Annotated in this window: 28 protein-coding genes and 1 tRNA gene; 14 read left to right on the plus strand and 15 right to left on the minus strand. The window is 63.5% G+C overall.

Annotated elements, in window-relative coordinates:
• Nucleotides 1-262 precede the first annotated feature (262 nt).
• The 6 genes from petA (at nucleotide 263) to GOW72_RS01210 (ending at nucleotide 4,530) form a co-directional block, all read left to right on the plus strand.
• Entirely contained in the window at nucleotides 263-823 is a 561-nt protein-coding gene (petA, locus tag GOW72_RS01185) for a ubiquinol-cytochrome c reductase iron-sulfur subunit (protein WP_093964025.1), read from the plus strand.
• A 12-nt stretch (nucleotides 824-835) separates the two neighbouring features.
• Nucleotides 836-2,167: a cytochrome b gene (gene petB, locus GOW72_RS01190; RefSeq protein ID WP_093964026.1), complete on the plus strand. Its 1,332-nt coding sequence runs from the start codon at nucleotides 836-838 to the stop codon at nucleotides 2,165-2,167.
• A gap of 18 nt (nucleotides 2,168-2,185) precedes the next feature.
• A complete protein-coding gene (locus GOW72_RS01195; RefSeq protein ID WP_170361312.1) occupies nucleotides 2,186-2,971 on the plus strand; it encodes a cytochrome c1 in 786 nt (261 codons plus the stop codon).
• A gap of 207 nt (nucleotides 2,972-3,178) precedes the next feature.
• Nucleotides 3,179-3,430 carry a PepSY domain-containing protein gene (locus GOW72_RS01200; protein WP_170364537.1) on the plus strand — a complete coding sequence of 84 codons (252 nt, stop codon included), beginning with the start codon at nucleotides 3,179-3,181 and terminating at the stop codon, nucleotides 3,428-3,430.
• Between the two features lie 6 nt (nucleotides 3,431-3,436).
• Nucleotides 3,437-4,012 (plus strand): cytochrome b/b6 domain-containing protein, encoded by a 576-nt coding sequence (locus GOW72_RS01205; RefSeq protein WP_170364540.1) that lies wholly within the window; start codon nucleotides 3,437-3,439, stop codon nucleotides 4,010-4,012.
• On the plus strand, nucleotides 4,009-4,530 hold the full coding sequence (locus GOW72_RS01210; RefSeq protein WP_170361318.1) for a helix-turn-helix transcriptional regulator: 522 nt from the start codon (nucleotides 4,009-4,011) through the stop codon (nucleotides 4,528-4,530). Before GOW72_RS01205 ends, GOW72_RS01210 begins: the two co-directional genes overlap by 4 nt.
• Before the next feature lie 6 nt (nucleotides 4,531-4,536).
• Here the strand turns inward: GOW72_RS01210 and mtaB are convergent, their stop codons facing one another.
• Together mtaB and dapF are read right to left on the minus strand one after the other, a co-directional pair.
• Nucleotides 4,537-5,793 (minus strand): tRNA (N(6)-L-threonylcarbamoyladenosine(37)-C(2))-methylthiotransferase MtaB, encoded by a 1,257-nt coding sequence (gene mtaB, locus GOW72_RS01215; RefSeq protein ID WP_170364544.1) that lies wholly within the window; start codon nucleotides 5,791-5,793, stop codon nucleotides 4,537-4,539.
• Nucleotides 5,790-6,632 (minus strand): diaminopimelate epimerase, encoded by an 843-nt coding sequence (gene dapF / locus GOW72_RS01220; RefSeq protein WP_170364548.1) that lies wholly within the window; start codon nucleotides 6,630-6,632, stop codon nucleotides 5,790-5,792. The genes mtaB and dapF overlap by 4 nt, the downstream gene beginning before the upstream one ends.
• Before the next feature lie 211 nt (nucleotides 6,633-6,843).
• On the opposite strand from dapF, the gene GOW72_RS01225 reads away from it, so the two are divergent.
• Nucleotides 6,844-6,919 (plus strand) — tRNA-Lys (locus tag GOW72_RS01225).
• A 38-nt stretch (nucleotides 6,920-6,957) separates the two neighbouring features.
• On the opposite strand, the gene GOW72_RS01230 is transcribed toward GOW72_RS01225, so the two are convergent.
• Genes GOW72_RS01230 through GOW72_RS01250 form a run of 5 tightly spaced genes read right to left on the minus strand, consistent with a single transcriptional unit; the run spans nucleotide 6,958 to nucleotide 11,146 of the window.
• Complete coding sequence (locus GOW72_RS01230; protein WP_170364402.1) at nucleotides 6,958-7,479, minus strand: DUF3833 family protein; 522 nt, start codon at nucleotides 7,477-7,479, stop codon at nucleotides 6,958-6,960.
• Nucleotides 7,480-7,487: 8 nt separating this feature from the next.
• Nucleotides 7,488-8,105, minus strand: a complete 618-nt coding sequence (locus tag GOW72_RS01235) for a DUF3833 family protein (RefSeq protein WP_170364552.1) — start codon at nucleotides 8,103-8,105, stop codon at nucleotides 7,488-7,490.
• On the minus strand, nucleotides 8,102-9,325 hold the full coding sequence (locus tag GOW72_RS01240; RefSeq protein WP_170364556.1) for an MFS transporter: 1,224 nt from the start codon (nucleotides 9,323-9,325) through the stop codon (nucleotides 8,102-8,104). Before GOW72_RS01240 ends, GOW72_RS01235 begins: the two co-directional genes overlap by 4 nt.
• Nucleotides 9,325-9,861, minus strand: coding sequence for a hypothetical protein (locus GOW72_RS01245; RefSeq protein ID WP_170360385.1), 537 nt, complete (start codon nucleotides 9,859-9,861; stop codon nucleotides 9,325-9,327). Before GOW72_RS01245 ends, GOW72_RS01240 begins: the two co-directional genes overlap by 1 nt.
• Nucleotides 9,812-11,146, minus strand: coding sequence for an NAD(P)/FAD-dependent oxidoreductase (locus tag GOW72_RS01250; protein ID WP_170365976.1), 1,335 nt, complete (start codon nucleotides 11,144-11,146; stop codon nucleotides 9,812-9,814). Before GOW72_RS01250 ends, GOW72_RS01245 begins: the two co-directional genes overlap by 50 nt.
• 239 nt (nucleotides 11,147-11,385) lie before the next feature.
• Here GOW72_RS01250 and GOW72_RS01255 point away from each other — a divergent pair, with 239 nt between their 5' ends.
• On the plus strand, nucleotides 11,386-12,111 hold the full coding sequence (locus tag GOW72_RS01255) for an SDR family NAD(P)-dependent oxidoreductase (protein WP_170364568.1): 726 nt from the start codon (nucleotides 11,386-11,388) through the stop codon (nucleotides 12,109-12,111).
• Between the two features lie 3 nt (nucleotides 12,112-12,114).
• Here the strand turns inward: GOW72_RS01255 and GOW72_RS01260 are convergent, their stop codons facing one another.
• Entirely contained in the window at nucleotides 12,115-13,767 is a 1,653-nt protein-coding gene (locus tag GOW72_RS01260; RefSeq protein WP_170364570.1) for a DUF6504 family protein, read from the minus strand.
• A gap of 66 nt (nucleotides 13,768-13,833) precedes the next feature.
• A complete protein-coding gene (locus GOW72_RS01265; protein ID WP_170341819.1) occupies nucleotides 13,834-14,121 on the minus strand; it encodes an I78 family peptidase inhibitor in 288 nt (95 codons plus the stop codon).
• A 130-nt stretch (nucleotides 14,122-14,251) separates the two neighbouring features.
• Between GOW72_RS01265 and GOW72_RS01270 the strand changes: the two genes are divergently transcribed.
• Entirely contained in the window at nucleotides 14,252-15,364 is a 1,113-nt protein-coding gene (locus tag GOW72_RS01270; RefSeq protein WP_170364051.1) for an S-(hydroxymethyl)glutathione dehydrogenase/class III alcohol dehydrogenase, read from the plus strand.
• Between the two features lie 89 nt (nucleotides 15,365-15,453).
• Nucleotides 15,454-16,173, plus strand: a complete 720-nt coding sequence (locus tag GOW72_RS01275; protein WP_170364572.1) for an NYN domain-containing protein — start codon at nucleotides 15,454-15,456, stop codon at nucleotides 16,171-16,173.
• An 8-nt stretch (nucleotides 16,174-16,181) separates the two neighbouring features.
• Here GOW72_RS01275 and GOW72_RS01280 read toward each other — a convergent pair whose 3' ends face one another.
• From GOW72_RS01280 to GOW72_RS01290, 3 genes are all read right to left on the minus strand, one after another.
• Entirely contained in the window at nucleotides 16,182-17,120 is a 939-nt protein-coding gene (locus GOW72_RS01280; protein ID WP_170360399.1) for a DMT family transporter, read from the minus strand.
• 115 nt (nucleotides 17,121-17,235) lie between these two features.
• The gene (locus GOW72_RS01285; protein ID WP_170364574.1) at nucleotides 17,236-17,649 is read right to left on the minus strand and encodes a group III truncated hemoglobin; all 414 of its coding nucleotides are present in this window, start codon (nucleotides 17,647-17,649) and stop codon (nucleotides 17,236-17,238) included.
• 16 nt (nucleotides 17,650-17,665) lie between these two features.
• Entirely contained in the window at nucleotides 17,666-20,620 is a 2,955-nt protein-coding gene (locus GOW72_RS01290; RefSeq protein ID WP_170364576.1) for an error-prone DNA polymerase, read from the minus strand.
• Nucleotides 20,621-20,742: 122 nt separating this feature from the next.
• On the opposite strand from GOW72_RS01290, the gene GOW72_RS01295 reads away from it, so the two are divergent.
• Nucleotides 20,743-21,213: a DUF1203 domain-containing protein gene (locus GOW72_RS01295; RefSeq protein ID WP_170340942.1), complete on the plus strand. Its 471-nt coding sequence runs from the start codon at nucleotides 20,743-20,745 to the stop codon at nucleotides 21,211-21,213.
• Here the strand turns inward: GOW72_RS01295 and GOW72_RS01300 are convergent.
• Nucleotides 21,203-22,195, minus strand: a complete 993-nt coding sequence (locus tag GOW72_RS01300; RefSeq protein ID WP_170364578.1) for an ABC transporter ATP-binding protein — start codon at nucleotides 22,193-22,195, stop codon at nucleotides 21,203-21,205. The genes GOW72_RS01295 and GOW72_RS01300 overlap by 11 nt on opposite strands.
• 89 nt (nucleotides 22,196-22,284) lie before the next feature.
• Here GOW72_RS01300 and GOW72_RS01305 point away from each other — a divergent pair, with 89 nt between their 5' ends.
• The 3 genes from GOW72_RS01305 to polA all read left to right on the plus strand — a co-directional run bounded on the left by GOW72_RS01305 (nucleotide 22,285) and on the right by polA (nucleotide 25,882).
• Nucleotides 22,285-22,461, plus strand: a complete 177-nt coding sequence (locus tag GOW72_RS01305; RefSeq protein WP_005980050.1) for a zinc-finger domain-containing protein — start codon at nucleotides 22,285-22,287, stop codon at nucleotides 22,459-22,461.
• 81 nt (nucleotides 22,462-22,542) lie between these two features.
• Nucleotides 22,543-23,013 (plus strand): hypothetical protein, encoded by a 471-nt coding sequence (locus tag GOW72_RS01310; RefSeq protein ID WP_170364580.1) that lies wholly within the window; start codon nucleotides 22,543-22,545, stop codon nucleotides 23,011-23,013.
• A 70-nt stretch (nucleotides 23,014-23,083) separates the two neighbouring features.
• Nucleotides 23,084-25,882 (plus strand): DNA polymerase I, encoded by a 2,799-nt coding sequence (gene polA / locus GOW72_RS01315; RefSeq protein ID WP_170364582.1) that lies wholly within the window; start codon nucleotides 23,084-23,086, stop codon nucleotides 25,880-25,882.
• 49 nt (nucleotides 25,883-25,931) lie between these two features.
• Here the strand turns inward: polA and GOW72_RS01320 are convergent, their stop codons facing one another.
• Together GOW72_RS01320 and GOW72_RS01325 are read right to left on the minus strand one after the other, a co-directional pair.
• Nucleotides 25,932-26,162, minus strand: a complete 231-nt coding sequence (locus tag GOW72_RS01320; protein WP_170340948.1) for a DUF2798 domain-containing protein — start codon at nucleotides 26,160-26,162, stop codon at nucleotides 25,932-25,934.
• A 76-nt stretch (nucleotides 26,163-26,238) separates the two neighbouring features.
• Nucleotides 26,239-26,991 (minus strand): hydroxypyruvate isomerase family protein, encoded by a 753-nt coding sequence (locus GOW72_RS01325; protein ID WP_170364584.1) that lies wholly within the window; start codon nucleotides 26,989-26,991, stop codon nucleotides 26,239-26,241.
• Nucleotides 26,992-26,997: the final 6 nt, after the last annotated feature.

Below are 26,997 nucleotides of genomic sequence, written 5' to 3' on the forward strand. Positions count from 1 at the left end.
GGGCGATAGCCGTGGCGAAGGGTCAGAGAATCACCTGCGAAGTGATTCGCGCCTTCGAACGGCGATTTTCGCAACATCCGAGGAAGTTCTTGAAAAATGACCCCTTCATTGTGACATGAATGCCCAGATGCGGCGTAGTGCGCGCCTATGACCGCTGGACGAACCGATTTCCGCCAGCTAGATACCCGCGATGAGACGCCGCTTTGATGCGGTGCTGATGCATGTTTGCCCGTAGCCGGGCGCTGGAATCGGAGAAAACCTCGTGTCCCACGCAGAAGACCACGAAGGCACCCGCAGAGATTTCCTCTACTACGCCGCCGGCGGCGCAGGTGTCGTTGCAACGGGAGCCGCCGTGTGGCCCCTGGTCAACCAAATGAACCCCTCGGCAGACGTTCAGGCGCTGTCCTCGATCCGCGTGGACGTCAGCGGCGTCGAGATTGGCACCCAGATCACGGTCAAGTGGCTGGGCAAGCCCGTCTTCATTCGTCGCCGTACCGAAGAAGAGATCAACTGGGGCCGCGAAGTGCCGCTGGAGGATCTGCCGGATCAGAACGACCGGAACGAAAACAAGCCGAACCTGCCCGCGACCGATGAAAACCGGACGCTGGACGAAGCCGGCGAATGGCTGGTGATGATGGGCGTCTGCACCCATCTGGGCTGCGTTCCTCTGGGCGACGGCGCTGGTGATTTTCACGGGTGGTTCTGCCCGTGCCACGGATCGCACTACGATACGGCGGGCCGTATCCGCAAAGGTCCCGCTCCGGAAAACCTGCATATCCCGGTCGCCGAGTTCCTCGACGAAACCACCATCAAGCTGGGTTAAGGAGACGCGCTCATGTCCGGTATCCCGCACGATCACTATGAACCGAAGACCAACGGCGAGAAGTGGCTGAACAGCCGTCTGCCCATCGTCGGCCTTCTATACGACACTTTGATGATCCCCACCCCGAAGAACCTGAACTGGATGTGGATCTGGGGCATCGTCCTGACCTTCTGCCTGGCGTTGCAGATCGTCACCGGCATCGTTCTAGTGATGCACTATACCCCGCATGTCGATCTGGCCTTTGCCAGCGTCGAGCACATCATGCGCAACGTAAACGGCGGCTACATGCTGCGGTACCTGCACATGAACGGCGCGTCGCTGTTCTTCGTGGCGGTCTATATCCACATCTTCCGCGGCCTGTTCTACGGTTCGTACAAGGCGCCGCGCGAAGTGACCTGGATCATCGGCATGCTGATCTACCTGATGATGATGGGCACCGCCTTCATGGGTTATGTTCTGCCTTGGGGTCAGATGTCCTTCTGGGGCGCCACCGTGATCACCGGCCTGTTCGGCGCGATCCCCTTCGTGGGCGAAGCGATCCAGACCTGGCTGCTGGGCGGACCGGCCGTCGACAACGCGACGCTGAACCGCTTCTTCTCGCTGCACTATCTGCTGCCCTTCATCATCGCAGGGCTGGTCATCGTGCATATCTGGGCCTTCCACACCACCGGCAACAACAACCCCACGGGTGTTGAAGTTCGCCGCACGTCGAAAGCCGAGGCCGAGAAAGACACGCTGCCATTCTGGCCCTATTTCGTGATCAAGGACCTGTTCGCGCTGGCCGTCATCCTGGTCGTGTTCTGGGCAATCGTCGGCTTCATGCCGAACTACCTGGGCCACCCGGACAACTACATCGAAGCCAACCCGCTGGTCACGCCCGCGCACATCGTGCCTGAATGGTACTTCCTGCCGTTCTACGCGATCCTACGTGCCTTCACCAGCGAAGTCTGGGTCGTGCAGTTCGCCAGCTTCATCACCGGTGGCATCATCGACGCCAAGTTCTTTGGTGTTCTGGCGATGTTCGGTGCAATCCTGGCAATGGCGCTGGCGCCTTGGCTGGACACTTCGACCGTGCGTTCGGGCAAGTACCGCCCGATGTTCAAATGGTGGTTCTACCTTCTGGTCATCGACTTCTTTGCCCTGATGTGGCTGGGTGCGATGCCGGCGGAAGAGCCCTATGCGACCTTCTCGCTGATCGCGTCCGCCTACTGGTTCGCTTATTTCTTCGTGATCCTGCCGATCCTGGGTGTCATCGAAAAGCCCGATGCCCAGCCGGAAACCATCGAAGAAGACTTCAACGCGCATTATGGCAAGGCTGACGCCGACGCCACGCCGGCCGAGTAAGAAGAGGGACCGGAAACCATGTTCAAGAAACTTGCAATCGGTGCCGCGTTTGCCATCGCCCTTGCTCCTGCTGCGGTATCCGCAGCCGGAGGCGGCGAGCAGCATATCGAGGACTTCGACTTCTCGTTCGAAGGGCCCTTTGGCGCTTACGATCAGAACCAGCTTCAGCGCGGCCTGCAGATCTATACCGAGGTTTGCGCGGCCTGCCACGGTCTGAAATACGTACCGCTGCGCGACCTCACGGCGCTGGGCTACTCGGAAGAAGAAGTCATCGCTTATGCCGCCGGCTCGTTCGAGGTGTTCGATCCCGAGCTGGACGATTTCCGCCCGGCCAGGCCGACCGATCACTTCCCGGCCAATGATGCCGTGGGCGCACCTGACCTGAGCCTGATGGCCAAGGCGCGTGCAGGCTTCCACGGCCCCTACGGTCTGGGGATCAACCAGCTGGTCAAAGGCATGGGTGGCGCTGAATACATCGCCTCGCTGCTGGACGGCTATACCGGCAAGGAAAAAGAAGAGGCCGGCACGATCCTGTACGAAAACACCGCCTTCCCGGGCGGCTGGATTTCGATGGGCCCGCCGTTGTCTGACGAACAGGTCGAGTTTGCCGACGGACACGAAAACACCGTCGAGGCCATGTCCCAGGACGTCGCTGCGTTCCTGATGTGGGCCGCCGAACCAAAAATGATGGATCGCAAGGCCTCGGGCTTTGTCGGGGTTCTGTTCCTGACCATCATGTCGGTGCTTCTCTACCTGGTGAACAAGCGTCTGTGGGCGCCGGTCAAAGGCAAAAAGTCGGTTTGACCTGAGCGTCGCCTGCAAAAGCAAGACAACCCCGCGCATGGCGCGGGGTTTTTTCTTTTTGCGGTCGGAAACCCGCCGAACCGGGCATCAGCGCGGGCTTATTCACGGCTTTTAAGCGGAATGCGCATGGCGCCGGCGGTGTCGGCTGCTCAGGTTTTCGACAGCGTCAGGCGGTCTGACGCAGGATCGAAACCGAGGAGACCCGACATGAAACTACCCATACTTGCAGCGGCGTTGCTTGTGGCCACTCCGGTTCTGGCTCTGGACCTGGTGCCGGATACGGAACTGGGCAAGACAGAGACCGAGGTGCGCACCGCTCTGACCGAGCTTGGCTATGACGTGCGCAAGATCGAAATGGAGGACGGTGAAATCGAGGCCTATGTCGTGAAAGACGGACAGATGGCCGAGGTCTATGTGGACCCCGCGTCCGGCAAGATCCAAAAGATCGAGGACAAGTGACCGGCAATGTCCGAGTCCATCCAGCACCAGGGCGGGCGCGAGGGCGCCCGCACCATCCGGGTCTGGGACCCGCTGGTCCGCCTGATCCACTGGTCGGTGGTTCTGGGCATTCTGCTCAACGCCGCTGTGACCGACCCCGAGGGGCCGTTGCATGAATATGTCGGTTACGCCGTGCTCGGGCTGGTTCTGTTGCGCATGGCCTGGGGCGTCCTTGGGCCGGCACCGGCCAGGTTCTCGGCAATTCCGTTCAGCCCGAATGCTGCGGTCCGACATGTGCGTGACACCGTCCGGGGCGACCGGTCGGTTCACCTGTCGCACAATCCTCTGGGCGCGCTGATGGTCTACAACATCTGGATGACGTTGGGCGTCATCTGCGCCACAGGCATCATGATGGGCACCACGGCCTTCTTCGGGGTGGGTTGGGTCGAGGATGCGCACGAGCTGGCGTTCAACTGGCTGATGCTTAGCGTTGTTCTGCACGTGCTTGGCGTGCTTTTGGACCAACGTCGAACCGGTGTCGCTCTGGTCAAAGCCATGGTATCAGGGGACAAGAATATTCCTGATGGCTGGTCGACCAAATGATCAAATGGATCACCGAAAACTTGCGGTCCGGCGATGCGGATGCACGCCGGGCCGTTCTGATGGCGGCGATGATCGTGGTTCAGGGGCTATGTGCCGCATTCTACATGGGCGACGCCATTCTGGACCTCGATGGCAGCGAGCCCCTGGCACATCTCGTTTTGGAATCCCTGGTCGCAACCGTCCTTTGCCTTGGTGTCCTGTTCTTCATGCTCGAGCTGCGCAGATTGCTGGCGCGAATGGACCAGGCAAAACAAGGCCTGCGCGCGGCGCAGGGCGAAATGAGCGCCGTGATCGATACTTTCTTTACCCGCTGGGGCCTGACCAGCGCCGAGCGCGAAGTGGGCTTGTTGATCCTCAAGGGCGTCGACAATGAGAATATCGCCCGGATCCGAGGCCGTGCCGTGGGTACCGTACGCGCGCAGTCGGCTTCGATCTATGGAAAAGCCGGCGTGGACGGACGCGCCCAACTGATCAGTGTCTTCATGGAAGAGCTTCTGGCAAGCGACGGTCCGGCCTGAGGGACGTCAGGCCACCAACTGCTGATCGCGAACCCCGGTGATGGTGGCAGTCACGATCTGCCCTTCGGGTTGCGCGTTCGCAAATGTTACCTCGGTGAACTGCTCGGTCCGGCCCATGTGGGGATTTTCCATCAGTATGTGATGGGTCTTGCCCAGCTGGGCTTCCAGGTGTCTGGCTACCTGCGCGTCACCCGCCTCACGTAGCCTGGCGGCACGTTGCTTTGTCACCTTGCCGTTGACTTGCTGCGGAATGCGCGCCGCCGGCGTGCCTTCGCGCTTGGAATAGGGGAAGACGTGCAGCCAGGTCAGGTCGCAGTCGGTGACCAGTTTCAGCGAGTTCTCGAAATGGGCCTCGGTTTCCGTCGGAAAGCCCGCGATGATGTCGGCACCAAAGGTGATCTCGGGGCGCAGCCTGCGGGCCTCTTCGGTGAAGCGTATGGCGTCGTCGCGCAGGTGGCGGCGCTTCATCCGTTTCAGGATCAGGTCGTCACCATGCTGCAGCGACAGGTGCAGATGCGGCATCAGGCGCGGCTCGGTCGCGATGGCCTGCATCAGGTTCTCGTCCACCTCGATCGAATCGATCGAGCTGATGCGCAGGCGCGGCAGGTCGGGCACCAGTTTCAGGATGCGCATGACCAGATCGCCCAGCTTGGGGCTTGCGGGTAGGTCGGCGCCCCATGAGGTCAGGTCGACCCCGGTCAGCACGACCTCGTTGTAGCCCCGGTCCACCAGCCGCTTGATCTGGTCCACCACCACGCCCGCCGGGACGCTGCGCGAGTTGCCGCGGCCATAGGGGATGATGCAGAAGGTGCAGCGATGATCACAGCCGTTCTGGACCTGCACATAGGCGCGCGAACGGGTGCCGAACCCGTCGATCAGATGGCCCGCGGTTTCGGTGACCGACATGATGTCATCGACCTGCACCGCCTCGGTCTCGCCGATGAAATCGGCGGCCATGCCCTGCCAGGTTTCGGGGCGCATCTTTTCGGTGTTGCCGATCACCGCATCGACCTCGTCCATCTCGGCAAAGGTCTGGGGTTCGGTCTGGGCCGCGCAGCCGGTGACGATCAACCGGGCGTTGGGGTTCTCGCGGCGCAGCTTGCGGATCTCCTGCCGGGCCTTGCGCACGGCTTCGGCGGTGACGGCGCAGGTGTTCACGATCACCGCGTCCGTCAGCCCGGCCTGCTGCGACAGCTCCTTCATCGCCTCGGTCTCATAGGCGTTGAGCCGGCAGCCCAGCGTGGTGAATTTCGGCGGGTTCATCCCAGCGACTCCAGAAACTCGGGCTTCAGCGTGCCCGAGAAGACATGGCAGGTGGGGCCGGTCATCCAGACGCCGTCCTCGCGCCAGTCGATCCAGATGGTGCCGCCGTCCAGTTCGATCTGCACCTTGCGTCCGGTCAGGCCGCGCCGCGCCGCGGCCACGGCCGTGGCGCAGGACGACGAGCCCGAGGCCAGCGTGATGCCCACGCCGCGTTCCCACACCCGCATGCGGATTTGATCCGGGCCGATGATCTGGGCGACCTGCACATTGGTGCGCTGCGGATAGAGCGGGTGATGCTCGTAGCGCGCGCCGAATTCTGCCAGCGGAATCGCCTCGGCGTCTTCGACGAAGAAGGTGCAATGCGGGTTGCCCATGCCGGTGGCCACCGGTCCGCCTTCGATCGGCAGTTCCAGCGTATCCACCTCTTCGGCCAATGGAATGTCGGCCCAGTCCAGCTGCGGATGCCCCATGTTGACCGAGGTCAGCCCATCGCCCGCGTCGCGCGCCTGCAGCGTGCCGTGGCTGGTGGTCAGCGTCAGTTCGGACTTGGCGCTTTCCCGCATCAGGAACCGGGCGATGCAGCGGGTGGCGTTGCCGCACGTGGCCGAGATCGACCCATCAGCATTGTAGAACACCAGATGTGCATCCGATTCGCCGTTTTCGATGACGGCCAGCTGGTCGAATCCGACCCCGAACTGCCGGTGTCCGATTCCGCGTGCCAGCGCCGGCGTGATCTGCACCGGATGCGCGCGCGCGTCCACAATGACGAAGTCATTGCCAAGCCCGTGCATCTTCATGAAGGGCAAACCGGTGTCGGATCGTTGCTGCATGGCGGGCATATAGCCTTGCCGCAGACATGAATCCAGCCCGGCGCGAAGATTCCTGAAAAAAGGGGTTGACCCCCCGCCGCCTCAACCCTAATTAGGCCGCCTATCGGGACGCCGGGAACACAATGATTTCAGGCGGAACGCGGTGCGAAAAAGGGCTTGTACCCGGTCGGGAAAATGCCTTAGACAGCGCCACGGATCGAAACGATCCGATGAAAAGAGTGGGCCGTTAGCTCAGTTGGTAGAGCAACTGACTTTTAATCAGTGGGTCGCAGGTTCGAATCCTGCACGGCTCACCACTTTTTCCAAAGATTGATCGGGACGCCGCGCCGCGCGGTTACTTCTTTTCGAAGAACAGCACGACTTCGCCCAGCCGGATGCCAAAGCGCGAGACGTAGGCGCGGTTCAGCAGGCGGTCATCGTCCAGCAGCCACATCCAGTCGTCGAAATCGACGCGCATCGTGCCGTCCTTCACCGGCAGGTCGATACGGTATTTCCAGTTGAACGTGTCGCCACGCTCGGTTCCCGACGCGGTGCCCAGAACGCCGGGCGCGGTGCCGGTCCAGGTATCCTCGCCGGTTTTGGTCAGGGTCCAGATGCGCTGTTCGGTGGCGCCGTCGTCATAGACGAAGTCTTCGACCAAAGTCAGGGTCTGGCCATCCCATGTCCCGTTGATGTCTACCGTGAACCGGCGGGGGATATTGCCCAGAACGTCCTGGAACTGCCCATAGGCCACGGTGTGGCCCTCAAAGAACTCTTCGAGGTTCAGTTGGCGGTCCGACAGGAAAGTGGTCGGAACTTTCGGTTTGAAGGCACAGGCCGCTGTCAGCAGCAGGCACGCGAAGGCCAGTCGTTTCATGAGTCGGGTCATTGCAGAGCCCTCGGGTCGGCGGTTCGGTCATGACCGTTTGCGCCGGGCACATGCGCCGTCTTTTCCGGCGGGGCGGGGCGCATCGTGGCGACCAACTCGGCCACCTTCAGGCCGAACTTGCGCATTTCCGAGCGGTTCATGATCGCCCCGCTCTCGGTCAGGTACATCCAGTCGGTGACGTCCAGGGTATGGCCCCCGGCGTCTTCCGGCAGAACGATACGATAGGTCAGTTTGACCGTCGCGCCCGAGATCACACCGCGGCCTTCGCCGACGATGTCTTCGGCGGTTGCGGTAAAACTGTTACCTGTGCCCATGGTCAGGTACCATTTGCGGGTCATCTGTTTGCCGTTGGAATAGGTGAAATACTCGGTCAGGGTGCCGGAACTGCCGTTCCATTCCCCGATCATCCGCGCCACGAAGCTGTTCGACATCTTGCCAGTCGGGCCATAGATCAGCCCTTCGGACAGGATTTCCCCGTTCAGATTGTCCTTCAGCGAGAAATCGGGGCCGGTTCCGGCATAATCCGACGGCGATTGCGCACGAAAGCTGAGAAGGCGGGTTTTGACCGCGATCAGGGCCAGTACGGCCAGTGCGGCAATCAGAAGGAATGTCATTTTGCGGGTACCTCTGTAGGCAGCGTCAGGACCATTCCGAACGCGCCGAGTTTCAGGATGCAGGGCAGCACGGCATAGGCCAGGTTGAGCGTTTCCAACGCCTGCGCCGAATTCGTCTGACCGGGCACAAAGCCGCTGCGTTCCAGCAGCGGAAGGGTGAAGAATGCGGCCAATGCCAGCCCCAGTTTGCCGGCGAAAGACCAGATGCCGAAGGCGGCCGAGGCATTCAGCCCCGCGCGTGTCAGCACCACCGAGAACATGGCCGGCAGAACCACCATGTCCGCCCCCAGCGCCGCCCCCGACGCCAGGCAGATAACCGCAAACCCGGCCAGGTTGCCGGGCGCCAGCATGGCCGCGCCGACAAAGCCCAGAATGGCCAGTGGCATCGCGATGATCAGAGTCTGTTTCGGGCCGATCCGGTTGCTGAGCCGCGCCCAGAGCGGCACTGTGGCACCGGCGCTGAGGAAGAACAGGATCAGCAGCGGCCCGGCCTTGCCCGGCAATTGCAGCCGGTCTTCGACGAAGAACAAGAACAGGGTCGAGGTGATCGCAACCGGCAGGCTGTTGACCAGCGCCAGCGCCAGCAGACGCAGGGCCCCGGCCTGACCCAGCCCGTCGAACGACAGGCCCCGCCCGGTGACGGGCGCGCGCCGCCAGATCGGCAATGTCAGCACCATGGTGACCAGCGCCAGCGCGCCCAGAAACAGCCCGAAGGCCGGATAGCCTTGTGCGCCCGCGCCCAAGGCCACGAACAGCGCCGGTGCGCTGGCGGCCAGAACCACGCCGGCCAGTTGCCCACCCTCACGAAAGGCGGCGAGGGTCATCAACTCGCGCGGGGTGGCCTGTTTCGCCAGCGTCGCGCTGCGGCCATAAAGCAGGATGGTGCCCAGGCTGTAGGCGGAAAACAGCAGGATCAGGATCGCCACGAGGACGCCGACGCTCGCCCCCTGCGGCAGCGAAAACAACAGCGGAAAACCGACCGCCAGACCTCCGGCGGCCAAGACGGCAAAACCCATCTGCGCGCCGGGCCAGCGGTCAATGGCCCAGCCGATCAGCGGGTCTTGCACCAGATCCACCAGCCGGATCAGCAGCAGAACCGTGCCGATCACGCCCAGGCCGATCCCGAGGTTCACCGCCGCGAAACGCGGCAAGTGGATGTAGAGCGGGATACCCGCCGCAGCAAGCATCAGCGCATAGAGGCTGACACGCGGATACAGCATCACTGACCCCGCAGCTGACGCGTAAAGGCGGCGGACCGGGTGTTGTTGCCCAGAAAGATCGACATGAAACTGCGCTTGATCCCCGGATAGGAGAGGGTGCAGGTCTTGCGCCCGTTGCGCCAGAACTCGATCGCGTCGGGGCCTTTGGTGACGGCCAGGTAGCTGTCACCGGCGCCGACCGCCTGATAGCAGGTTTTCAACTGCGCCTCGATCGGGGCGCTGTTGCCCTGCCGGGCCATCTCGTCCAGCGTGGATTCGATCAGCGCCTTCTGCTTCAGCGATTTCCGATAGGTCAGCTTCAGCCCGAAATCCTGCGACCAGCTGAGCGGGCCGCCGCCTTTGGTGAACAGCTGCGCGTCGTAGATCGGCAGACCGAGGAACCGGAAGGTGGCAGTGCCACGCAGCTCGGCATCGGGCAGCAGGTTGGTGACGGGGGTGGCCGCAAGCCCGGCAGGGGCCAGCAGAACCAGGCTCAGGATCGCTGCGTTACGGGCTGGCCGTAACCGGGACAGCGACGCTTGGATCAGATATCGCATTTTCAGCTCCGTTGGTTTGCGGATCGCCGGTCAACAGCCCGACCACGTGCATCGCGCTGGCGATTCCGTCTTCGTGGAACCCGTGCCGGTTGTAGGCGCCGGCGAACCAGGTCCGGTTGCGGCCCTGCATCTCGCGGATCTGGCCCTGCGCTTTCAGCGCGGCCTTGTCGAACACCGGATGGGCGAATTCCACCTCGTCATAGATTTTGTCTGGCGCGATGTCGGAAGACGGATTCAGGGTGACGAACAACGGGTCGCTTTCAGGGATGTTCTGCAACCGGTTCATCCAATAGGTCACGCCCACGTTGCCCGCCTGCGAGCGGTAGGTCCAGCTGGACCAGCAGGCGCGGCGGCGCGGCATCTGGCTGGGGTCGCAGTGCAAGACCGCGCGGTTGGGCTGATAGCGGATCGCGCCCAGCGCCGCGGCCTCGTCGGTGGTGGCGTTCTGGCCCAGAATGGCCAACGACTGGTCGGAATGGGTGGCCAGGATGATCTCGTCATACTGATCCGAGCGGCCCTGCGCCTGAACGGTCACGCCCAAGGCATCGCGTTCGACGTTAGAGACCGGCGCGCCCAGGCGGATGTCGCAACCCCGGCCGCGCAACGCGGATTCGAGCCGGCGGACATATTCGATGCTGCCACCCTTTACCGTCCACCACTGGTGCTGGGCGCCGCGTTTGCTGGACAGCAAGGCGTGGTTGCGGAAGAACTGCACCAGCGACCGCGCCGGAAACTGATCGACGAACTCCACCGGAGTTGACCAGATCGCGCCGCACATCGGCATCAGGTAATTGTTGCGGAACCAGTGGCCCAGCCGCATCTGGTCAACCAGCTCACCAATCGTGGTGTCATCATCCCGGGCGGCCTCGGGCGCTTCTTTGCCAAAGCGCAGGATGTCGGCGATCATCTTGTAGTAGGAGGGCCGCACGAGGTTGCGCTTCTGCGCGGTGATGGTGCGCAGATTGTTCAGGCCATATTCGATGCGACCATTGTCGATGGTGGCGCCAAAGCTCATCTCGCTTTTGATGACCGGCACGTCCAGTTCACCGAACAGCTTGGTCAGAAAGGGATATGTGGCATAGTTGAAGACGATGAACCCGGTATCAACCGGTTGATCACCATTGCGGCCGGCCATCACCGTGCGGGCATGTCCGCCCAGACGGGGTTCGGCCTCATACAGGGTGACGTCGTGACTTTCCGACAGGTAATAAGCCGCTGATAATCCTGAGATGCCTGCGCCTACAATTGCGATTTTTTTCCGTACGCCCCGGGTTTCGTCGAACATGCCATCCTCTTTATGCGACATTTTACAATAAGATACGCAGGGTAGGCCGGAGCGGATCAAATCCGGGCCATGTTTTTACCTGTTTCCCGCTGATCGGCGGGCTGTGCGTCAGGATTGCATCAATCGCGTTTGCTGGTGATCCGAGGTATGCCCTTCCGCGTAATGAAAGGTGTTATGGTCGAGACAACCCAACCCAAGACCGCGGCTGTTCACGCTTCGGCACATGTGAACCGCGCGGTATGAGTAGTTTTGACGGAAAAATCTATTGGATCATCGGCGCCAGCGAAGGGCTGGGCCGGGCGCTGGCCGATGCCTTGGGCGGTCAGGGCGCGCACCTTGTGCTGTCCGCACGCAATGCCGAGCGGCTGGAGCAGATTTGCGCTTCGCTGCCCAATGCCCGTGCGGTACCGCTGGACGTGACCGATCTGGCGCAGGTGCGCCGCGCCGTGGCCGAGATCGGCCAAGTTGACGGTCTGGTCTACAACGCCGGGGCCTATGAGCCGATGCGCGCGCAGGACTGGCAGACCGAAGCCGCGCTGGCCATCAGCGACGTGAACTACTCAGGCGCGCTGCGGGTTCTGGGGGAAACCGTGCCGGCCATGGTGAAGGCGGGGCGTGGCGACATTACCCTGATCGGGTCGCTGGCGGGCTATCACGGACTGCCTGCGGCGATCGGGTACGGGTCCAGCAAGGCGGCGCTGATCTCGCTGGCCGAAACGATGCGGCATGACCTGGCCGGAACCGGGGTGACGGTGCGCATCGTCAATCCGGGGTTCATCAAGACCCGGCTGACCGACAAGAACAGCTTCAAGATGCCGATGCTGATGGAGCCCGAAGACGCCGCGCAGCGCGTGCTGCGCGCAATGGCGCGCCGGCGCTTCCGGACCGACTTTCCGGCGCCGTTCTCGTGGGTCATCCGGCTGATCGATTACCTTCCGGATATTCTGGTCTATCGTGGAAAATAGACTCTAACCAAGGCACCCTTGGCAGAACCAGCCCGCCGACATGGTGCCGCCATGGCCGTAGAACAGCCACAGCCGCTCGCCCTGTTCAGTCACCACCACCCAGTAATCGCGCACGCCGCTGCGCCAGTTGGGGTCGTCCAGCCACCATTCCGGGGCGATCCGCTCCGGGCCGGTGGCCTGCGCCAGTTGCCAGTCGCGCCCGCGCCAGCGGAAGCTGGTGGGCACATCCGGGTGGTCGGGGGCCATCACCGGCTCGGGCCGCCACATCAGCAGGGGGCGCGGGCGCGGCGGGACGGGCCAGTCGCGGGCCGGTTCCGACCAGGCCGCCGCCAGCGTCTGCGCGGTTTTCTCGGGGATGTGCGAAGCCGCCGGGTGTTGCCGCGTGATCGCCTCGAGCCCCACCCGCGCGCCCAGCTTTCCGATCAGATCGTCCAGCGCCGTGTTCCCCTCCAGACGGTTGCGGACGGCGCGGCTGGCCTCGGCATGGCCGGTCAGGGTGCGGGCATGCACCGGCTCGGTCTGCACCGCCGCAAGCCGCAGCATGTCGATGCCATAGCCTGCGTCGATCTGGTCGATTTTCATCTCTAACAAAGGGCGAATGCGGTGTTTGTCATGGCTCGGCCGGGCCAGTCCGATCTCGATGATCTCGGCCGCCTGATCGGTGCGGTGCGCCTCGAGCCGCAGGGTCCGCGCCCCGCGCGCCTTTTCTTCCAGCCGGGCGCACAGGGTCGGCAGCATCCGGTCGATGGCGGCCATCACGTCCTCGGCCAGGCCGATCGGGTTGGGCAGGGTCATCCGCACCGCAAAGTGATGCGGGGGCCGCGCGGGCGAGACCGGCTCGGGTGCGCTGCCCATCGCCTGATCCAGCCGTAGCACCAGCCCGCGCCCGAATCGGCGGGCCAAACTGGCACGCGGCTGGCCCAGCAGGTCGCCGATCCGCCGCAGGCCCAGCCGGTTCAGCTGCGCCACGGTCTGGTCGTCCAGCCGCAGCGCCGCGATGGGCAGGGGGGCGAGCGCGCCATAGGCCTGCCCCGGCGGCGCGATCCGGGCCCCGCCGCCCACGGCCACCACCTGCGGCGCGGCACCGCCCTTGGTCCAGTGCCGCCGCTTGCCGGCGCGGGCGCGGGTGGCGCGGGCCTCTTGGGAGATGGCGTCGCCGCTGCGGTCCGAGGTGGCCTCTTGCCCGGCATAGCGCGCCAGCGCCCAGGCCGCGCCCAGCGTGTCGGCAATGCCCATCTGCACGCTCAGACCCATGTCGGCGCAGTCGGTTTCGATCACGTCCAGCAGCGCCTCTTCGCCGCCGAACAGGTGGGCGCAGCCCGACAGATCGACGATCAGGCCATCGGGCGCCTCTTCGGCGACCCAGGGGCTGAACTTGCCCGCCCAGCGGCGCAGCGCGGTCAGAAAAGCAGCCTCGGCCGGGGCGTTGCGGGGGCGGGTGACAAGGGCCGCGCACATGGCATGGGCATCGCGCACCGGCTGGCCCACGCGCAGACCGGCGGCCTGTGCATCAGTGTTCAGCGAGGTGATGACCTGCATGTTCGACTGTTCGGCCACCACCGCCAGCGGGCCTGTATGCAGGCCCCGCGCGGCGCGGATCAGCCGTTCGGCCCCCAGACGGGGGAACCACAGCGAGAGTATTCGGCGTTTGGGCATCGGGCAGACATCAAAGTGTTCTCATTTTGTTCTTATCTGAGAATCATGCCCCGAGTCGAGTCCGCCTTATCCGCAGGTCAGCCGCTGAATGACCCCGGCTCCGTTCACATAGACGTTTAGCCGGTCGATGCGGTAATCCTGCGTGGCGATGTCATCGGGGCCCAGAACGCGGCTCCGTTCCGGCAGGCTGGCCTGAATGGTCGAGACCGGTTGCCCCACGGACTGGGCAAAGGGTTCGCCCTTGCAGAAGGCCAGATCCACCGGGGCGGCATCCACCTCGGCAGAGCCCGGTTCGGGCAGGTCGGTTTCGGCGCAGGCGGCCAGGACGATCAGGATCGGGATGAACCGGTACATTGGCGCTCCTCTTTTCGGCAATGTCGTTTCTGAAATATCAAAAGCTTACAGAGACTGCCATGAAAGCGCAGTTGAAAACACCCTGTATTTGACGCAGGGTCGGGTCAAACAAGACAGGGAGACAAGCAACATGCGAACCCGTGCCGCCGTCGCCGTTCAGGCGGGCAAGCCCTTGGAAGTGATGGACGTGAACCTCGAAGGCCCCAAGGCGGGCGAGGTTCTGGTCGAGATCAAGGCCACCGGCATCTGCCATACCGACGAATTCACCCTGTCGGGCGCCGACCCCGAGGGCCTGTTTCCGGCCATTCTGGGCCACGAGGGTGCCGGCGTCGTGGTCGAGGTCGGCCCGGGCGTGACCAGCCTGAAGCCGGGCGATCACGTGATCCCGCTCTACACCCCCGAATGTCGCGAGTGCGAATACTGCCTGCACCCCAAGACCAACCTGTGCCAGGCCATCCGCGAGACGCAGGGCAAGGGTTTGATGCCCGACGGCACCTCGCGTTTCTCGACGCTGGATGGGGATCCGATCCTGCATTACATGGGATGCTCGACTTTCTCGAACCACACGGTTCTGCCCGAGATTGCACTGGCCAAGGTGCGCGAGGACGCGCCGTTCGACAAGATCTGCTATATCGGCTGTGGCGTGACCACCGGCATCGGCGCGGTGATCAACACCGCCAAGGTGGAAATCGGCAGCCGCGCCATCGTGTTCGGCCTGGGTGGCATCGGCCTGAACGTGATCCAGGGCCTGCGTCTGGCCGGGGCCGATCAGATCGTCGGCGTTGACCTGAACCCCGCCAAGGTCGAAATGGCCAAAAAATTCGGCATGACCGATTTCGTGAACCCGTCCGAGGTCGAGGGCGATCTTGTCCCCTATCTGGTGAACCTGACCAAGGGCGGCGCAGATTACACCTTTGATGCCACCGGCAACGTGCAGGTGATGCGCGCGGCGCTGGAATCGGCGCACAAGGGCTGGGGCGAATCGATCATCATCGGCGTGGCGCCCGCGGGGGCCGAGATCTCGACCCGTCCGTTCCAGCTGGTCACCGGCCGATCGTGGCGCGGCACCGCCTTCGGCGGCGCGCGTGGACGCACGGACGTACCCAAGATCGTCGACTGGTACATGGAAGGGAAGATCGAGATCGACCCGATGATCACTCACACCATGGGTCTGGACGACATCAACACCGGCTTCGACCTGATGCACAAGGGCGAAAGCATCCGGTCGGTGGTGGTTTACTGACAATCGGAAATTGCAAGGGCGGGGTTTATCCCGCCCTTTTTGTCGCCTATCATCAGGACATTGATGAATATCTGAATAGAGAGATCAAATTGACCACTGAAACAACGGAACGTTTGGCCGTTCTGATTGACGCCGAAAACGTACCGGCAAAGCATGTTGCCGAGATTTTCGAAGAAGTTGCCACATTGGGTGAGGCCGGTCTGCGCCGGATTTATGGCGATTTTTCGAACAGCACGCTACAGGGTTGGAGCGCTGAGAAACTGGCGGAATACGCCATCGTTCCGCACCAGCAATTCGCCAATACCACCGGTAAAAACGCAGGGGATATCGCCCTAGTAATTGATGCCATGGATATACTGCATTCTGCCCGATTTGGCGGCTTTGTGCTGGTGTCGTCAGACAGCGATTTTACGCGGTTGGCCAGCCGAATCCGCGAGCAAGGGTTGAGCGTGTTTGGGATCGGCGAGGAAAAGACGCCCAACGCCTTCAAGAAAGCCTGCAACCGCTTCATTCTTATTGAGAACATCAAAAAGGAAGAGACGAATGGCGGCGAGAAGGTAAAGACAGTTCAGCCCAAAAAAGAACTGAATCATGCGTTCCAGTTGATTCGGAATGTCGTGCTTAAGTCCGAGGAACCGGACGGCTGGGCGGACCTTGGTTGGATAGGTAGTCAGCTCAGTATGAACTATTCGGATTTTGACACGCGAACTTATGGCTTCAAGCGGCTGAGCGACTTGGTACGAGCCACCGGAAAGTTCGAGGAAACAGGCGAAAACGGCGGCCTTAAGATCAGACTGAAGGATCAGTAGCCGCCGCGTTATGACCCCGGCCGCGCCGAGGCGCCGGTGTCAGAGCGCGGCGAGCGGACGCGCAAAACCGGCTTGTTCGGCGATACATTTGCCCGGCTTTCGCGCCAGACGACGAAGATGCCCGATGCGATGATGATCGCGGCCCCCACGGCCACCCATTTGTCGGGCTTTTCGCCGAAGAACACCGCGCCGAATATCGTGGCCCAGATGATCTGGCTGTACTGGCTGGGCGCGACCACGCCGGCGGGCGCCGCGCGATAGGCCAGGATGATCAGGTGCTGGGCGATCACCGAGAACACGCCGACCAAGGCCATCATCGCCAGATGGATCAGCGAAGGCGGCTGATAGACCGCTGGTTGCGCAAGGCTCATGACCGCGATCGCCAGCAGCATCGGATACAGGATCAGCACGGCCGAGCGTTCCTCGTTTCCGATCTTGCGCACCAGCACGGATGCGAAGGCGCTGCAGAACGCGGCCGTCAGGGCGGCAAGGTGGCCGAGGGTGATCTCGGTCGCGCCGGGGCGCAGGACGATCAGCACTCCGATCAGGCCCACGCCCACTGCGGCCCAGCGTTGGGCGCGCACGACCTCGCCCAGTATCGGGATCGACAGGACGGTGACGATCAGCGGAAAGGAAAACAGCAGCGAATAAACCTCGGCCAGGGGCAGGACCGAAAAGGCGTAGAAGGCACAGGACATCGACGTGACCATCAGCCCCGAGCGTAGCATCACCAGCCACGGGTGATGCGGCCGAAAATTGCCAGCGGTCCGGTCCGCGAGGATCGTGACCGCCATCGGCACAAAGGAAAACAGCGTGGCAAAAAAGATGATCTGCAGCACGGAATAGGTGCCGCCCAGCGTCTTGATCAGCGCGTCATGGGTGGCAAAGACGGCAAACCCGAGAAAGGCAAAGCCAAGTCCCTGCAGGGTCGAGTTCTGTGTGCTCATCTGGCTGGTCCCGGGCGATTGGATGCTGTGGCAGGTGTCTGAGGCCTGATTAAACCCAATCGGCAGAGTCGGATAGTCCAAACTTTACCGCTAACATCCCTGCAGGGCCGGCCGTTCAGCGCAGGATCGGCGGAGCCCCGGCCGGTTGGCGGGCGGCCGCGACACCGGCCTGCATCCCCGCGCCGATGCGTCGGGCCAGCGCCACCCAGGGCGTGGCCGTTTCCGGGGGCAGGGTGCCGTGGGCGACCTCTTCGAACAGGTCCAGCCAATGGGCAAACATTTCGGGTTTCACGTCCGGACGCTCGATATGCACACGCTGCGGATTGCCGCTGTAGCCGCGCTCGTACAGGATGGCGTTGCGCCAGAAGGCGGCGATCCGGTCCTCATGCGCGGGCCAGTCGGTGACGTGGCGGTTGAAGATCGGGCCCAGCAGGGGGTCCTGCCGGACGCGGGCGTAGAATGCGGTGACCTGCGCTTGGATCTGGTCGGGCGTGGCGGGAAAACGCGGGGGCAGTACGGGCCGGGTCATGATCGGGGCTTTCGATTCAGGCTCTGTTCCGGGCAGATACCGCGTTTTTCGGCCCGGATGCAGGGGCGGAATTGTCGCGCTGCCCCGGCGTCAGCAGGTGCCGCAACAGGGCCACCGGGTGTGCCCGCAGGCTCAGGCGGGTGGCGACGTAATCCTCGACCACCTGCTCGCCCAGCGACATCTGCGGCAGATGGGCGGCGGGTTCGTCCAGCGCCTCGCCTTCCAGATCCTGCGCGAACAGGGGCAGGGGTTTGGCGGTGGCGATCGCCTTGGCCTGCCACAGCGCCTCGCGCCGGGTCAGGCCGCAGGCGGCAAAGGCATCGGCCTCGGCCAGACGCTCGATCACCGAGGGGCCAAGGCCCGCGCGGCGCCAGACGTCGTCAACCTGGTGGTAGCCGTTGCCGCGCGCGGCGGTCAGCCAACTGGCGTCCTCTTCGCTCAGGCCCTTGATCTGGCGAAAGCCCAGCCGCAGGGCCAGCCCGCCATGGCCGTCTGGCTCCATCACGTTGTCCCAGAAGCTGGCATTGATGCAGACCGGACGCACTTGCACGCCATGCTCGCGCGCATCGCGCACGATCTGGGCGGGGGCATAGAACCCCATTGGTTGCGAATTCAGCAGCGCGCAGGCAAAAATCCCCGGATGGTGGCACTTGATCCAGGCGCTGGCATAGACCAGCAGCGCAAAGCTGGCCGCGTGGCTTTCGGGGAAGCCGTAGGAGCCGAACCCCTCGATCTGCGAGAAACAGCGCTCGGCGAACTCGGCGTCATAGCCGTTGCGCTGCATCCCGCGCAGGAACAGGGTGCGGAATTCGCTGACATTGCCGTGTTTCTTGAAGGTCGCCAGCGAGCGCCGCAGCCGGTCGGCCTGTTCGGGGGTGAAACCCGCGCCGACGATGGCGATCTGCATCGCCTGTTCCTGAAACAGCGGTACGCCCAGCGTCTTGCCCAGCACCTCGCCCAGTGCGTCCGAGGGGAAGCTGACCTCCTCCTCGCCATTCCGGCGGCGGATATAGGGATGCACCATGTCGCCCTGAATGGGGCCGGGGCGGATGATGGCGACCTCGATAACCAAGTCATAGAAATTGCGCGGCCGCATCCGGGGCAGAAAGTTCATCTGTGCACGTGATTCCACCTGGAACACGCCGACCGAATCCGCGCGGCACAGCATGTCATAGACCGCCGGGTCCTCGGGCGGCAGGGTGGCGAGCGTATAGCTGGTCTGGTGGTGCTGGGCGATCAGGTCAAAGGCCTTGCGGATGCAGGTCAGCATGCCAAGGCTCAGGACATCGACCTTGAGGATGCCAAGCGTATCAATGTCATCCTTGTCCCAGCAGATGACGGTGCGGTCCTCCATCGTGGCGTTCTCGATGGGCACCAGCTCGTCCAAGCGGCCCTCGGTGATGATGAACCCGCCCACATGCTGGGACAGGTGGCGGGGGAAGCCGTTGATCTCATTTACCAGTGTTAGAGTCTGTTTCAGGCGGCGATCCTCGGGGTCGAGGCCGATTTCGCGCATCCGTTCCGCCTCGAGCCCCGAGGCCGAGAAGAACCCCCACAGCTGCGAGGACAGGGCGGAAATCGTGTCTTCGGTCAGGCCCATGGCGCGGCCCACCTCGCGGATGGCGCGCTTGCCGCGATAGTGGATCACCGTGGCGCACAGCCCCGCGCGGTGGCGGCCATAGCGTTCATAGATGTGCTGGATCACCTCTTCGCGGCGTTCATGTTCGAAATCCACGTCGATGTCGGGCGGCTCGTCCCGCGCCTCGGAGACGAAGCGTTCGAACACCATGGTGCCCATCTCAGGGCTGACCGAGGTGACGCCCAGGCAATAGCAGACCACCGAATTGGCCGCCGAGCCGCGCCCCTGGCACAGGATCCCGCGGCCGCGGGCAAAATGCACGATGTCGCGGACGGTCAGGAAATAGGGCTCGTATTTCAGCTTGCCGATCAGGGTCAGCTCATGCGCCAGCATCGCCTTGACCTTTTCGGGTGCGCCAGCGGGATAGCGCCAGGCCAGCCCCTCATGCGCCAGACGGTGCAGGCGCTGGGCGGGGGTTTCTGTGCCGCTGACCTCGCTGGGATATTCATAGCGCAGCTCGTCCAGCGAGAAGGTGAGGTCCTGGCTGAGCGCATACGCACGGGCCACAGCGCCTTCATGCCCCTTGAAGATGCGCAGCATCTCGGCCTCGGACCGCAGGCGCTGTTCGCCATTGGCCAGCGCGTGACGGCCCAGATCGTCCACCTTGCGGCGCAGCCGGATCGCGGTCAGCACATCGGCCAGCCGGCGGCGCGAGCCGTGATGCATCATCGGTGCGGCGCTGGCGATGGTGAGCAGGCCCAGATGGCGCGATTCAGTCTCTAACAAATGGAAAAACATCGAATCCGCCCCGTCATAGCGCGGATGCATCAGCAAATGCATGCGCCCGGCAAAGCGGCGCGTCAGCTGTTGCGCCTGTGTCCGCCATCCGCTCGCGCCGCCGGTCGGACGGCCCGCCTGTGGCCAGAGCAGCAGGTGGAGGCCGTCGGAAAACTCCAACAGGTCGGACAGGTGCAGGATGCAGTCGCCCTTGGCCGCGCGCAGCCGTCCGGTGGACAGGAGGCGGCACAGGCTGGCCCAGCCCTGCCGGTTGAGGGGCAGGGCGGTGACGGGCGGGGCGTCGGTAAAGATCAGCCGCGCCGCCGGGATCAGGCGCGGCACCGCATGCACCGGGAACGAGGGCGGTTTCGGGATGTGATCGGGGCAGGGCGGGCCGATGGGCGTGTTCTGCTCCTCCCACGCGCGGCGCTCGTGCACCTTGCGGGCGATCTCGCGCGCCTGGGTATGGGCGCGGACGATGCCCGCCACCGAGTTGTCATCGGCGATGGCGATGGCGGGCAGGCCCAGGGTGACGGCGCGCTCCATGTACTCCTCGGGGTGCGAGGCCCCGGTGAGGAAGGTGAAGTTCGACGTGATCGACAGCTCGGCATACATGGCGATTCCACATTATATTCACGTTTTGTTCTTTTTCGAGTCCCTGTCTGCATTGCGCAGGAAACGGGTCGTCTGCCCGCGTGTGGCAGGCGCATTGTCAGGGCAACAAAAGGAGACTCGAGATGTTCAAGATCACCGCCCTGCCCACCGACGAAGTACGCGCCTTTCAGGCAGGCGCGCCCGATGCCTACGGACACGCGCCTGAACGCGCGGTATCAACCGGAACCGGAAATCCGTGCCGCCATTGCTTGCAGCACATTCCCGAAGGTGCAGAAATGCTGATTCTGGCCCATCGGCCTTTTGCAGAGACACATCCTTATGCCGAAACGGGGCCGATCTTCCTGTGTGCAAGCCCTTGTGAACGGTATGAAGGGACTGATCTGCCAGAGGTTCTGACCTCATCGCCCGATTATCTGATCAAGGGCTATGGCCGCGATGACCGGATTGTCTACGGTACCGGCGTCGTGACACCCACCGGACGGATCAGCGCGGCGGTGGATGCAATACTTGCCCGCCCCGAGGTGGCCTATATCCATGTACGCTCGGCCCGGAACAACTGCTATCAGGCGCGGATCGACCGGGTCACAGCTTGACCCGGTGCAGACCCCGGCGCGGCTGGTCCTGATCGTCGGCCGGGGCATCGTCGGCGCGCGAGGAGGTGAGGGCAAGGAACACGTCCTCGAGATCGGCCTCTTCGGTGCGCACGTCGCGGATGCGGATGCCGGCCTGGCGGACCGCCTCGAGCACTTGCTCGGCGCTGGTTTCCGGGCTGCGGTAGTGCAGCGCCAGGCTGCCGTCGTCGCGCAGGCTGGCCTGAACGCCGGGGGCGGCGGGCAGGTCGGTTACCGGGGCCTCGGGGGTGATGACCATGGTGCGTCCGTCCATGCGGCCCAGCAGGTTGGCGGTGCTGTCCTGCGCGACCTTTTCCCCGTGGTTGATGATGGCGATCTCGTCGCACATCTCCTGCGCTTCTTCCAGGTAGTGGGTGGTCAGGATGATGGTCATGCCCTGCTGGTTCAGCTTGCGCACATTGGCCCACAGCATCTGGCGCAGTTCGATGTCCACGCCGGCGGTGGGTTCGTCCAGAACCAGGATTTTGGGGTGGTGCACCAGTGCCTTGGCCAGCAGCAGGCGCCGCCGCATCCCGCCCGACAGCGTGCGGGCATAGGCCTCGGCCTTGTCGCGGAGGCCGACCAGTTCGAGAATCTCGTCGCTGCGCCGCTGCGATTTGGGAACGCCATAGAGCCCCGCCTGCACCTCGAGCGCGCCACGGGGGGTGAAGAACGGATCGAGGTTCAGCTCTTGAGGCATCACCCCGATGGCGGCGCGGGCCTGGCGCGGGTTGCGGTCCTGGTCATAGCCCCAGATCGTCACCTGGCCTGCGGTCTTGATCACCAGCCCCGCTAGGATGTTGATCAGGGTCGATTTGCCGGCCCCGTTCGGCCCCAGCAGGCCAAAGACCGATCCGCGCGGGATCTCCAGATCGATGCCCTTCAGCGCATGTTTCTCGGGCTGGCCCTTGCCGCCGCGATAGGTTTTGCGCAGGCCGCGAAGGCTGATCGCTGCATCGGTCATTGCTGGCTCTTGCCCCCGGTTTCCTGATCCCTCATAAACGCACCTAATGCATGCCCGCGAGGCCGACAACCAGTGAAGGATCGCACGCCGTGACAATCGAAGCTCCGGAAACCAAGATCGTCGAGACAAGCCGTGTCGCCTGTGATGGCGGCGAGGGCGCGCTGGGCCATCCGCGCGTCTGGTTGCAGATCCCCGAGGATCAGGGCTGGGTCGAGTGCCCCTATTGCGATTGCAAGTATGTTCTGAAGGACGCACAGCAACACTGATTGCCCGCCCAACCTCGGTCTGCCCAAATCTCGCCGCGATTTTCGCCTAGTGCGTTGGTGTGACCAACGTAGGTGCGAATGATGACCGATATGACTGCTGCTGATACCGGCAATCCGGTTTTTGGTTGGGCCGGGTTTATGCTTGCGGTACTGGCCCTGTTCGCAGCCTTGTTCGTGTTCTGGGCAGGGCCGTTCGCACCGCAGCAATCCACCGGCGTGACGCTGGGCGAACTGGCCGCCGAGTTGGGTAAATCGACCCTGCGGGCCGCCGCGGGGATGGAGCAGCCTGCGCCGGTCGCGCCCACCCGCGATCTGGATGACATTCTGCAGATCGGCGTCGCCATGCTGGGCGGGTTGGCGATCGTCGTCTCGGTCATCGGCATCCTGCGGCACGAAAAACGCCGCCCGGCCATCGCCGGTTTGGTCATCGGAACGGGCGCGATCCTGTTCCAGTTCTTCGCGATGGCGTTTTTCGCGTTCCTCGGTGCGCTGGTCATCATGGCGCTGCTGAACAGTTTCTCGGATGTTTTCAGCGGTCTGTTTGGCGGCTAGGGCGCGTTCCTGACTGGTCACCCGGCTGCCCCTGTGGCAGAACCGTCCCTGACCGACAGGGAGAGCGCGCATGAGCAAATTCGGAAAAGGCTGCCATCTGCATCTGATCGACGGATCGGCCTTCATCTTTCGCGCCTATCACGCCCTTCCGCCGCTGACGCGGAAATCGGACGGGATGCCGATTGGCGCCGTTTCGGGCTTTTGCAACATGCTGCAGCGTTACGTGGATGGCGACCACGGCCCTGACGCGCCGACCCATCTGGCAGTGATCTTCGACAAGGGCTCGCACACCTTCCGCAATGACATGTACGACCTCTACAAGGCCAACCGCGAGGCGATGCCCGAGGACCTGCGCCCGCAGATCCCGCTGACCCGGCAGGCGACCGAGGCCTTCAATATCGCCTGCAAAGAGCTGGAGGGGTACGAGGCCGACGACATCATCGCCACGCTGGCCTGCCAGGCGCGCCAGGCCGGGGGGCGGGTGACCATCGTCAGTTCCGACAAGGACCTGATGCAGCTGGTGGGCGACGGTGTCGAGATGCTGGATGCCATGAAGAACAAGCGCATCGACCGCGAGGGGGTGTTCGAGAAATTCGGCGTCTACCCCGAGCGCGTCGTCGATGTGCAGGCGCTGGCCGGTGACAGCGTGGACAACGTACCGGGCGCGCCGGGGATCGGGATCAAGACGGCGGCGCTGCTGATCAACGAGTTCGGCGATCTGGAGACGCTGCTGGACCGCGCCGAGGAGATCAAGCAACCCAAGCGCCGCGAAACCCTGATCGAGAAACGAGATCAGATCGAGTTGTCGAAGAGGCTGGTGCAGCTGGATTGCGAAACACCGCTGGACTTCACGCTGGATGATCTGGAACTGCGCGATCCCGATCCGGACAAGCTGATGGAGTTTCTGGCCGAGATGGAGTTCCGCACTCTGACCAAGCGGATCGCCGACAAGCTGGGCGTCGAACCGCCGGTGATCGCGGATACTCCGGCGCAGGCGGCAGATGAGCCGCAGGCCGAGGACATTCCGTTCGATGCCAGCAAATACGAATGCGTGCGCGATGCGGCCGCGCTGCGGAAATGGATCGATCAGGCCAATGAGCGCGGCTGGCTGGCCGTGGACACCGAGACCACGGGCCTGAACGAAATGATCGCCGATCTGGTCGGCATCTCGCTGTGCATCGAGCCGGGCGAGGCCTGTTACATCCCGCTGACCCACCGCGATGGGTCCAGCGACGACCTGTTCGGCTCGGACGCGCTGGCCGAGGGGCAGATGCCGCTGGACGAGGCGCTGGAGATGCTCAAGCCGGTGCTTGAGGACCCGTCGATCCTGAAGGTCGGGCAGAACATGAAATATGACGCCAAGATATTTGCGCGCTATGGCGTGGATGTGGCCCCGATCGACGACACGATGCTGATGTCCTATGCCATGCATGCGGGCGAGCATGGGCATGGAATGGACACGCTGTCCGAACGCTATCTGGGCCATACGCCGATCCCGATCAAACCGCTGCTGGGGTCGGGCAAATCGGCGATTACCTTCGACAAGGTGCCGATCGACGAGGCCACCGCCTATGCCGCCGAGGATGCCGACATCACCCTGCGTCTGTGGAAGCTGTTCAAGCCGCAGCTGCACCGGGTTCAGGTGACCACCGTCTATGAAACGCTCGAGCGCCCCCTTGTGCCGGTTCTGGCCGAGATGGAGATGCATGGCATCAAGGTCGACCGCGACGTGCTGAGCCGTATGTCGAACGCGTTTGCCCAGAAAATGGCTGGTTTAGAGGCTGAAATCCACGAGCTGGCCAGAGAAACCTTCAACGTCGGCTCGCCCGCGCAGCTGGGCGAGATCCTGTTCGACAAGATGGGTCTGGAAGGCGGCAAGAAGGGCAAGACCGGCAAGTATTCGACCGGTGCCGACGTGCTGGAAGATCTGGCGACCGAGCATGAGCTGCCGCGCCGTGTGCTGGACTGGCGGCAACTGTCCAAGCTGAAATCGACCTATACCGACGCGCTGCAGACCCATATCAACCCCGACACGGGGCGGGTGCATACATCCTATGCCATCACCGGGGCGAACACGGGGCGTCTGGCTTCGACCGACCCCAACCTGCAGAACATCCCGGTGCGCACCGAAGAAGGCCGCCGCATCCGCGAGGCTTTCATCGCCGAGCCGGGCAATGTTCTGGTGTCGCTGGACTATTCACAGATCGAGCTGCGCATCCTGGCCCATATCGCCGATATTCCGGCCTTGAAACAGGCCTTTGCCGACGGGCTGGACATTCACGCCATGACCGCGTCGGAAATGTTCGACGTGCCGCTGGACGAGATGACGCCCGAGATCCGTCGCAAGGCCAAGGCGATCAATTTCGGCGTGATCTACGGCATTTCGGGCTTTGGCCTGGCGCGCAACCTGCGCATTCCGCGGGCCGAGGCGCAGGGCTTCATCGACCGCTATTTCGAACGCTTCCCGGGCATCCGGCGCTATATGGACGATACCATCGCCTTGGCCAAAGAGCATGGCTATGTGCAGACCCTGTTCGGTCGCAAGATCCACACGACAGAAATCAATGCCAAGGGGCCGCACGCGGGGTTTGCCCGCCGGGCGGCGATCAACGCGCCGATCCAGGGCACGGCGGCAGACGTGATCCGGCGGGCGATGGTGCGGATGCCCGAGGCGATCGACGGGCTGCCAGCCAAGATGCTGCTGCAGGTGCATGACGAACTGCTGTTCGAAGTGGCCGAAGACGCGGTGGATCAGACCATCGAGATTGCGCGCGACGTGATGGAAAACGCGCCCGATCCGGCAGTGAAGCTGGACGTGAAACTGACGGTGGATGCGGGCAAAGGCGCCAACTGGGCCGAGGCGCATTAGGCAAGCGCCGTGCCGCTCATCAGGCCCGGCGGGCCATCTTCGCGGCAGGTCAGGCCTCGGGCCTGACCAACAGCGCGACCAACCGCCGGGTCAGCGGGGCCATGACCAGAACCACCGCAAACGCCACCGGCCAGCTGATGCTCCACGCGCCCATCCAGCTGGCAAAGGTCTCGGGGCCCAGCCCGATCTCTTTGACCGTTGCGATGCAGGTCACGATGCAGGACATCAGCCCCGACAGGATCAATCCGAACAGGACGGGGGCAAAGCGGGCGGGGATCATGCGGCTGTTCCTCTGCTGAATTGCCGCTTCGTATGCGATATCCAAGATGTGATTTCCAGTGCGCAGGTGCACAGGCCTATCGCATCCAGTGCAGAGAGGCGTCGGTGCGCCGCGTCGAGGGCGTGTATTCGGCGCTGACCCAGCCGTCATAGCCGCTGTCGTCGATCGCTGCGAACAGGGCGGGGAAATCGGTCTCGTCCCGGCCGGGTTCCGACCGGTCGGGGGCCGATCCGATCTGAACATGTACGATCCGGTCGCGGAATCTGTCCCAGATGGCCTGTGCATCGCCATGGATCATCCGGGCATGAAAGCTGTCGAATTGCAGGCCCACATTCGGACGGTCGATCCGGTCCAGGCACGCGGCGGCCAGATCATAGTCGTTGAGGTAGTATCCGGGCTGCGAGACGGGGTTCAGCGGTTCGATCGTGAACTGCTGATGCGGTGCAAAATCCGCGGCCCATTGCAGGTTGCGCACGAAACAGTCCTGCGCGTCCGCCCCCGAGGCATAGCCCGCCATCACATGGATCAGGCCCGGCCTCAACGCCTCGGCATAGCGCAGGACGCGGCGGATGTCGGACTGGAACCGCCCCTCGCCCCCCGGAACGGCCGCATAACCCGGCTGGCCGCCGGTATAGTTGGGCGGCGGCGCGTTGATCAGCACAAGGTCCAGACCGTTGGTCATCAATGCGCGGCGGGTTTCCTTGGCCGCCAGGTCATAGGGAAACAGGATCTCGACCGCCTTGAACCCGGCATCCGCGGCCGCCTTGAATCGGTCGAGATAGGGCAGCTCGGCAAAGAGCAGCGAGATATTGGCGGCAAATCGGGGCATTGTCCT

It is taken from the genome of Ruegeria arenilitoris, assembly GCF_013032855.1.
GTDB lineage: Bacteria > Pseudomonadota > Alphaproteobacteria > Rhodobacterales > Rhodobacteraceae > Ruegeria > Ruegeria arenilitoris.

Coding starts and splice junctions, on each gene's coding strand:
- GOW72_RS01250 (WP_170365976.1), bottom strand. CDS start 11,146: ATGTTCGACGAAACCCGGGGCGTACGGAAAAAAATCGCAATTGTAGGC.
- GOW72_RS01255 (WP_170364568.1), top strand. CDS start 11,386: ATGAGTAGTTTTGACGGAAAAATCTATTGGATCATCGGCGCCAGCGAA.
- GOW72_RS01235 (WP_170364552.1), bottom strand. CDS start 8,105: ATGACATTCCTTCTGATTGCCGCACTGGCCGTACTGGCCCTGATCGCG.
- GOW72_RS01325 (WP_170364584.1), bottom strand. CDS start 26,991: ATGCCCCGATTTGCCGCCAATATCTCGCTGCTCTTTGCCGAGCTGCCC.
- mtaB (WP_170364544.1), bottom strand. CDS start 5,793: ATGAACCCGCCGAAATTCACCACGCTGGGCTGCCGGCTCAACGCCTAT.
- GOW72_RS01295 (WP_170340942.1), top strand. CDS start 20,743: ATGTTCAAGATCACCGCCCTGCCCACCGACGAAGTACGCGCCTTTCAG.
- GOW72_RS01290 (WP_170364576.1), bottom strand. CDS start 20,620: ATGTATGCCGAGCTGTCGATCACGTCGAACTTCACCTTCCTCACCGGG.
- dapF (WP_170364548.1), bottom strand. CDS start 6,632: ATGCCCGCCATGCAGCAACGATCCGACACCGGTTTGCCCTTCATGAAG.
- GOW72_RS01265 (WP_170341819.1), bottom strand. CDS start 14,121: ATGTACCGGTTCATCCCGATCCTGATCGTCCTGGCCGCCTGCGCCGAA.
- GOW72_RS01205 (WP_170364540.1), top strand. CDS start 3,437: ATGTCCGAGTCCATCCAGCACCAGGGCGGGCGCGAGGGCGCCCGCACC.
- GOW72_RS01270 (WP_170364051.1), top strand. CDS start 14,252: ATGCGAACCCGTGCCGCCGTCGCCGTTCAGGCGGGCAAGCCCTTGGAA.
- GOW72_RS01310 (WP_170364580.1), top strand. CDS start 22,543: ATGACCGATATGACTGCTGCTGATACCGGCAATCCGGTTTTTGGTTGG.
- GOW72_RS01300 (WP_170364578.1), bottom strand. CDS start 22,195: ATGACCGATGCAGCGATCAGCCTTCGCGGCCTGCGCAAAACCTATCGC.
- polA (WP_170364582.1), top strand. CDS start 23,084: ATGAGCAAATTCGGAAAAGGCTGCCATCTGCATCTGATCGACGGATCG.
- GOW72_RS01280 (WP_170360399.1), bottom strand. CDS start 17,120: ATGAGCACACAGAACTCGACCCTGCAGGGACTTGGCTTTGCCTTTCTC.
- GOW72_RS01285 (WP_170364574.1), bottom strand. CDS start 17,649: ATGACCCGGCCCGTACTGCCCCCGCGTTTTCCCGCCACGCCCGACCAG.
- GOW72_RS01320 (WP_170340948.1), bottom strand. CDS start 26,162: ATGATCCCCGCCCGCTTTGCCCCCGTCCTGTTCGGATTGATCCTGTCG.
- GOW72_RS01200 (WP_170364537.1), top strand. CDS start 3,179: ATGAAACTACCCATACTTGCAGCGGCGTTGCTTGTGGCCACTCCGGTT.
- GOW72_RS01260 (WP_170364570.1), bottom strand. CDS start 13,767: ATGCCCAAACGCCGAATACTCTCGCTGTGGTTCCCCCGTCTGGGGGCC.
- GOW72_RS01240 (WP_170364556.1), bottom strand. CDS start 9,325: ATGCTGTATCCGCGTGTCAGCCTCTATGCGCTGATGCTTGCTGCGGCG.
- GOW72_RS01210 (WP_170361318.1), top strand. CDS start 4,009: ATGATCAAATGGATCACCGAAAACTTGCGGTCCGGCGATGCGGATGCA.
- GOW72_RS01195 (WP_170361312.1), top strand. CDS start 2,186: ATGTTCAAGAAACTTGCAATCGGTGCCGCGTTTGCCATCGCCCTTGCT.
- GOW72_RS01230 (WP_170364402.1), bottom strand. CDS start 7,479: ATGAAACGACTGGCCTTCGCGTGCCTGCTGCTGACAGCGGCCTGTGCC.
- petB (WP_093964026.1), top strand. CDS start 836: ATGTCCGGTATCCCGCACGATCACTATGAACCGAAGACCAACGGCGAG.
- GOW72_RS01245 (WP_170360385.1), bottom strand. CDS start 9,861: ATGCGATATCTGATCCAAGCGTCGCTGTCCCGGTTACGGCCAGCCCGT.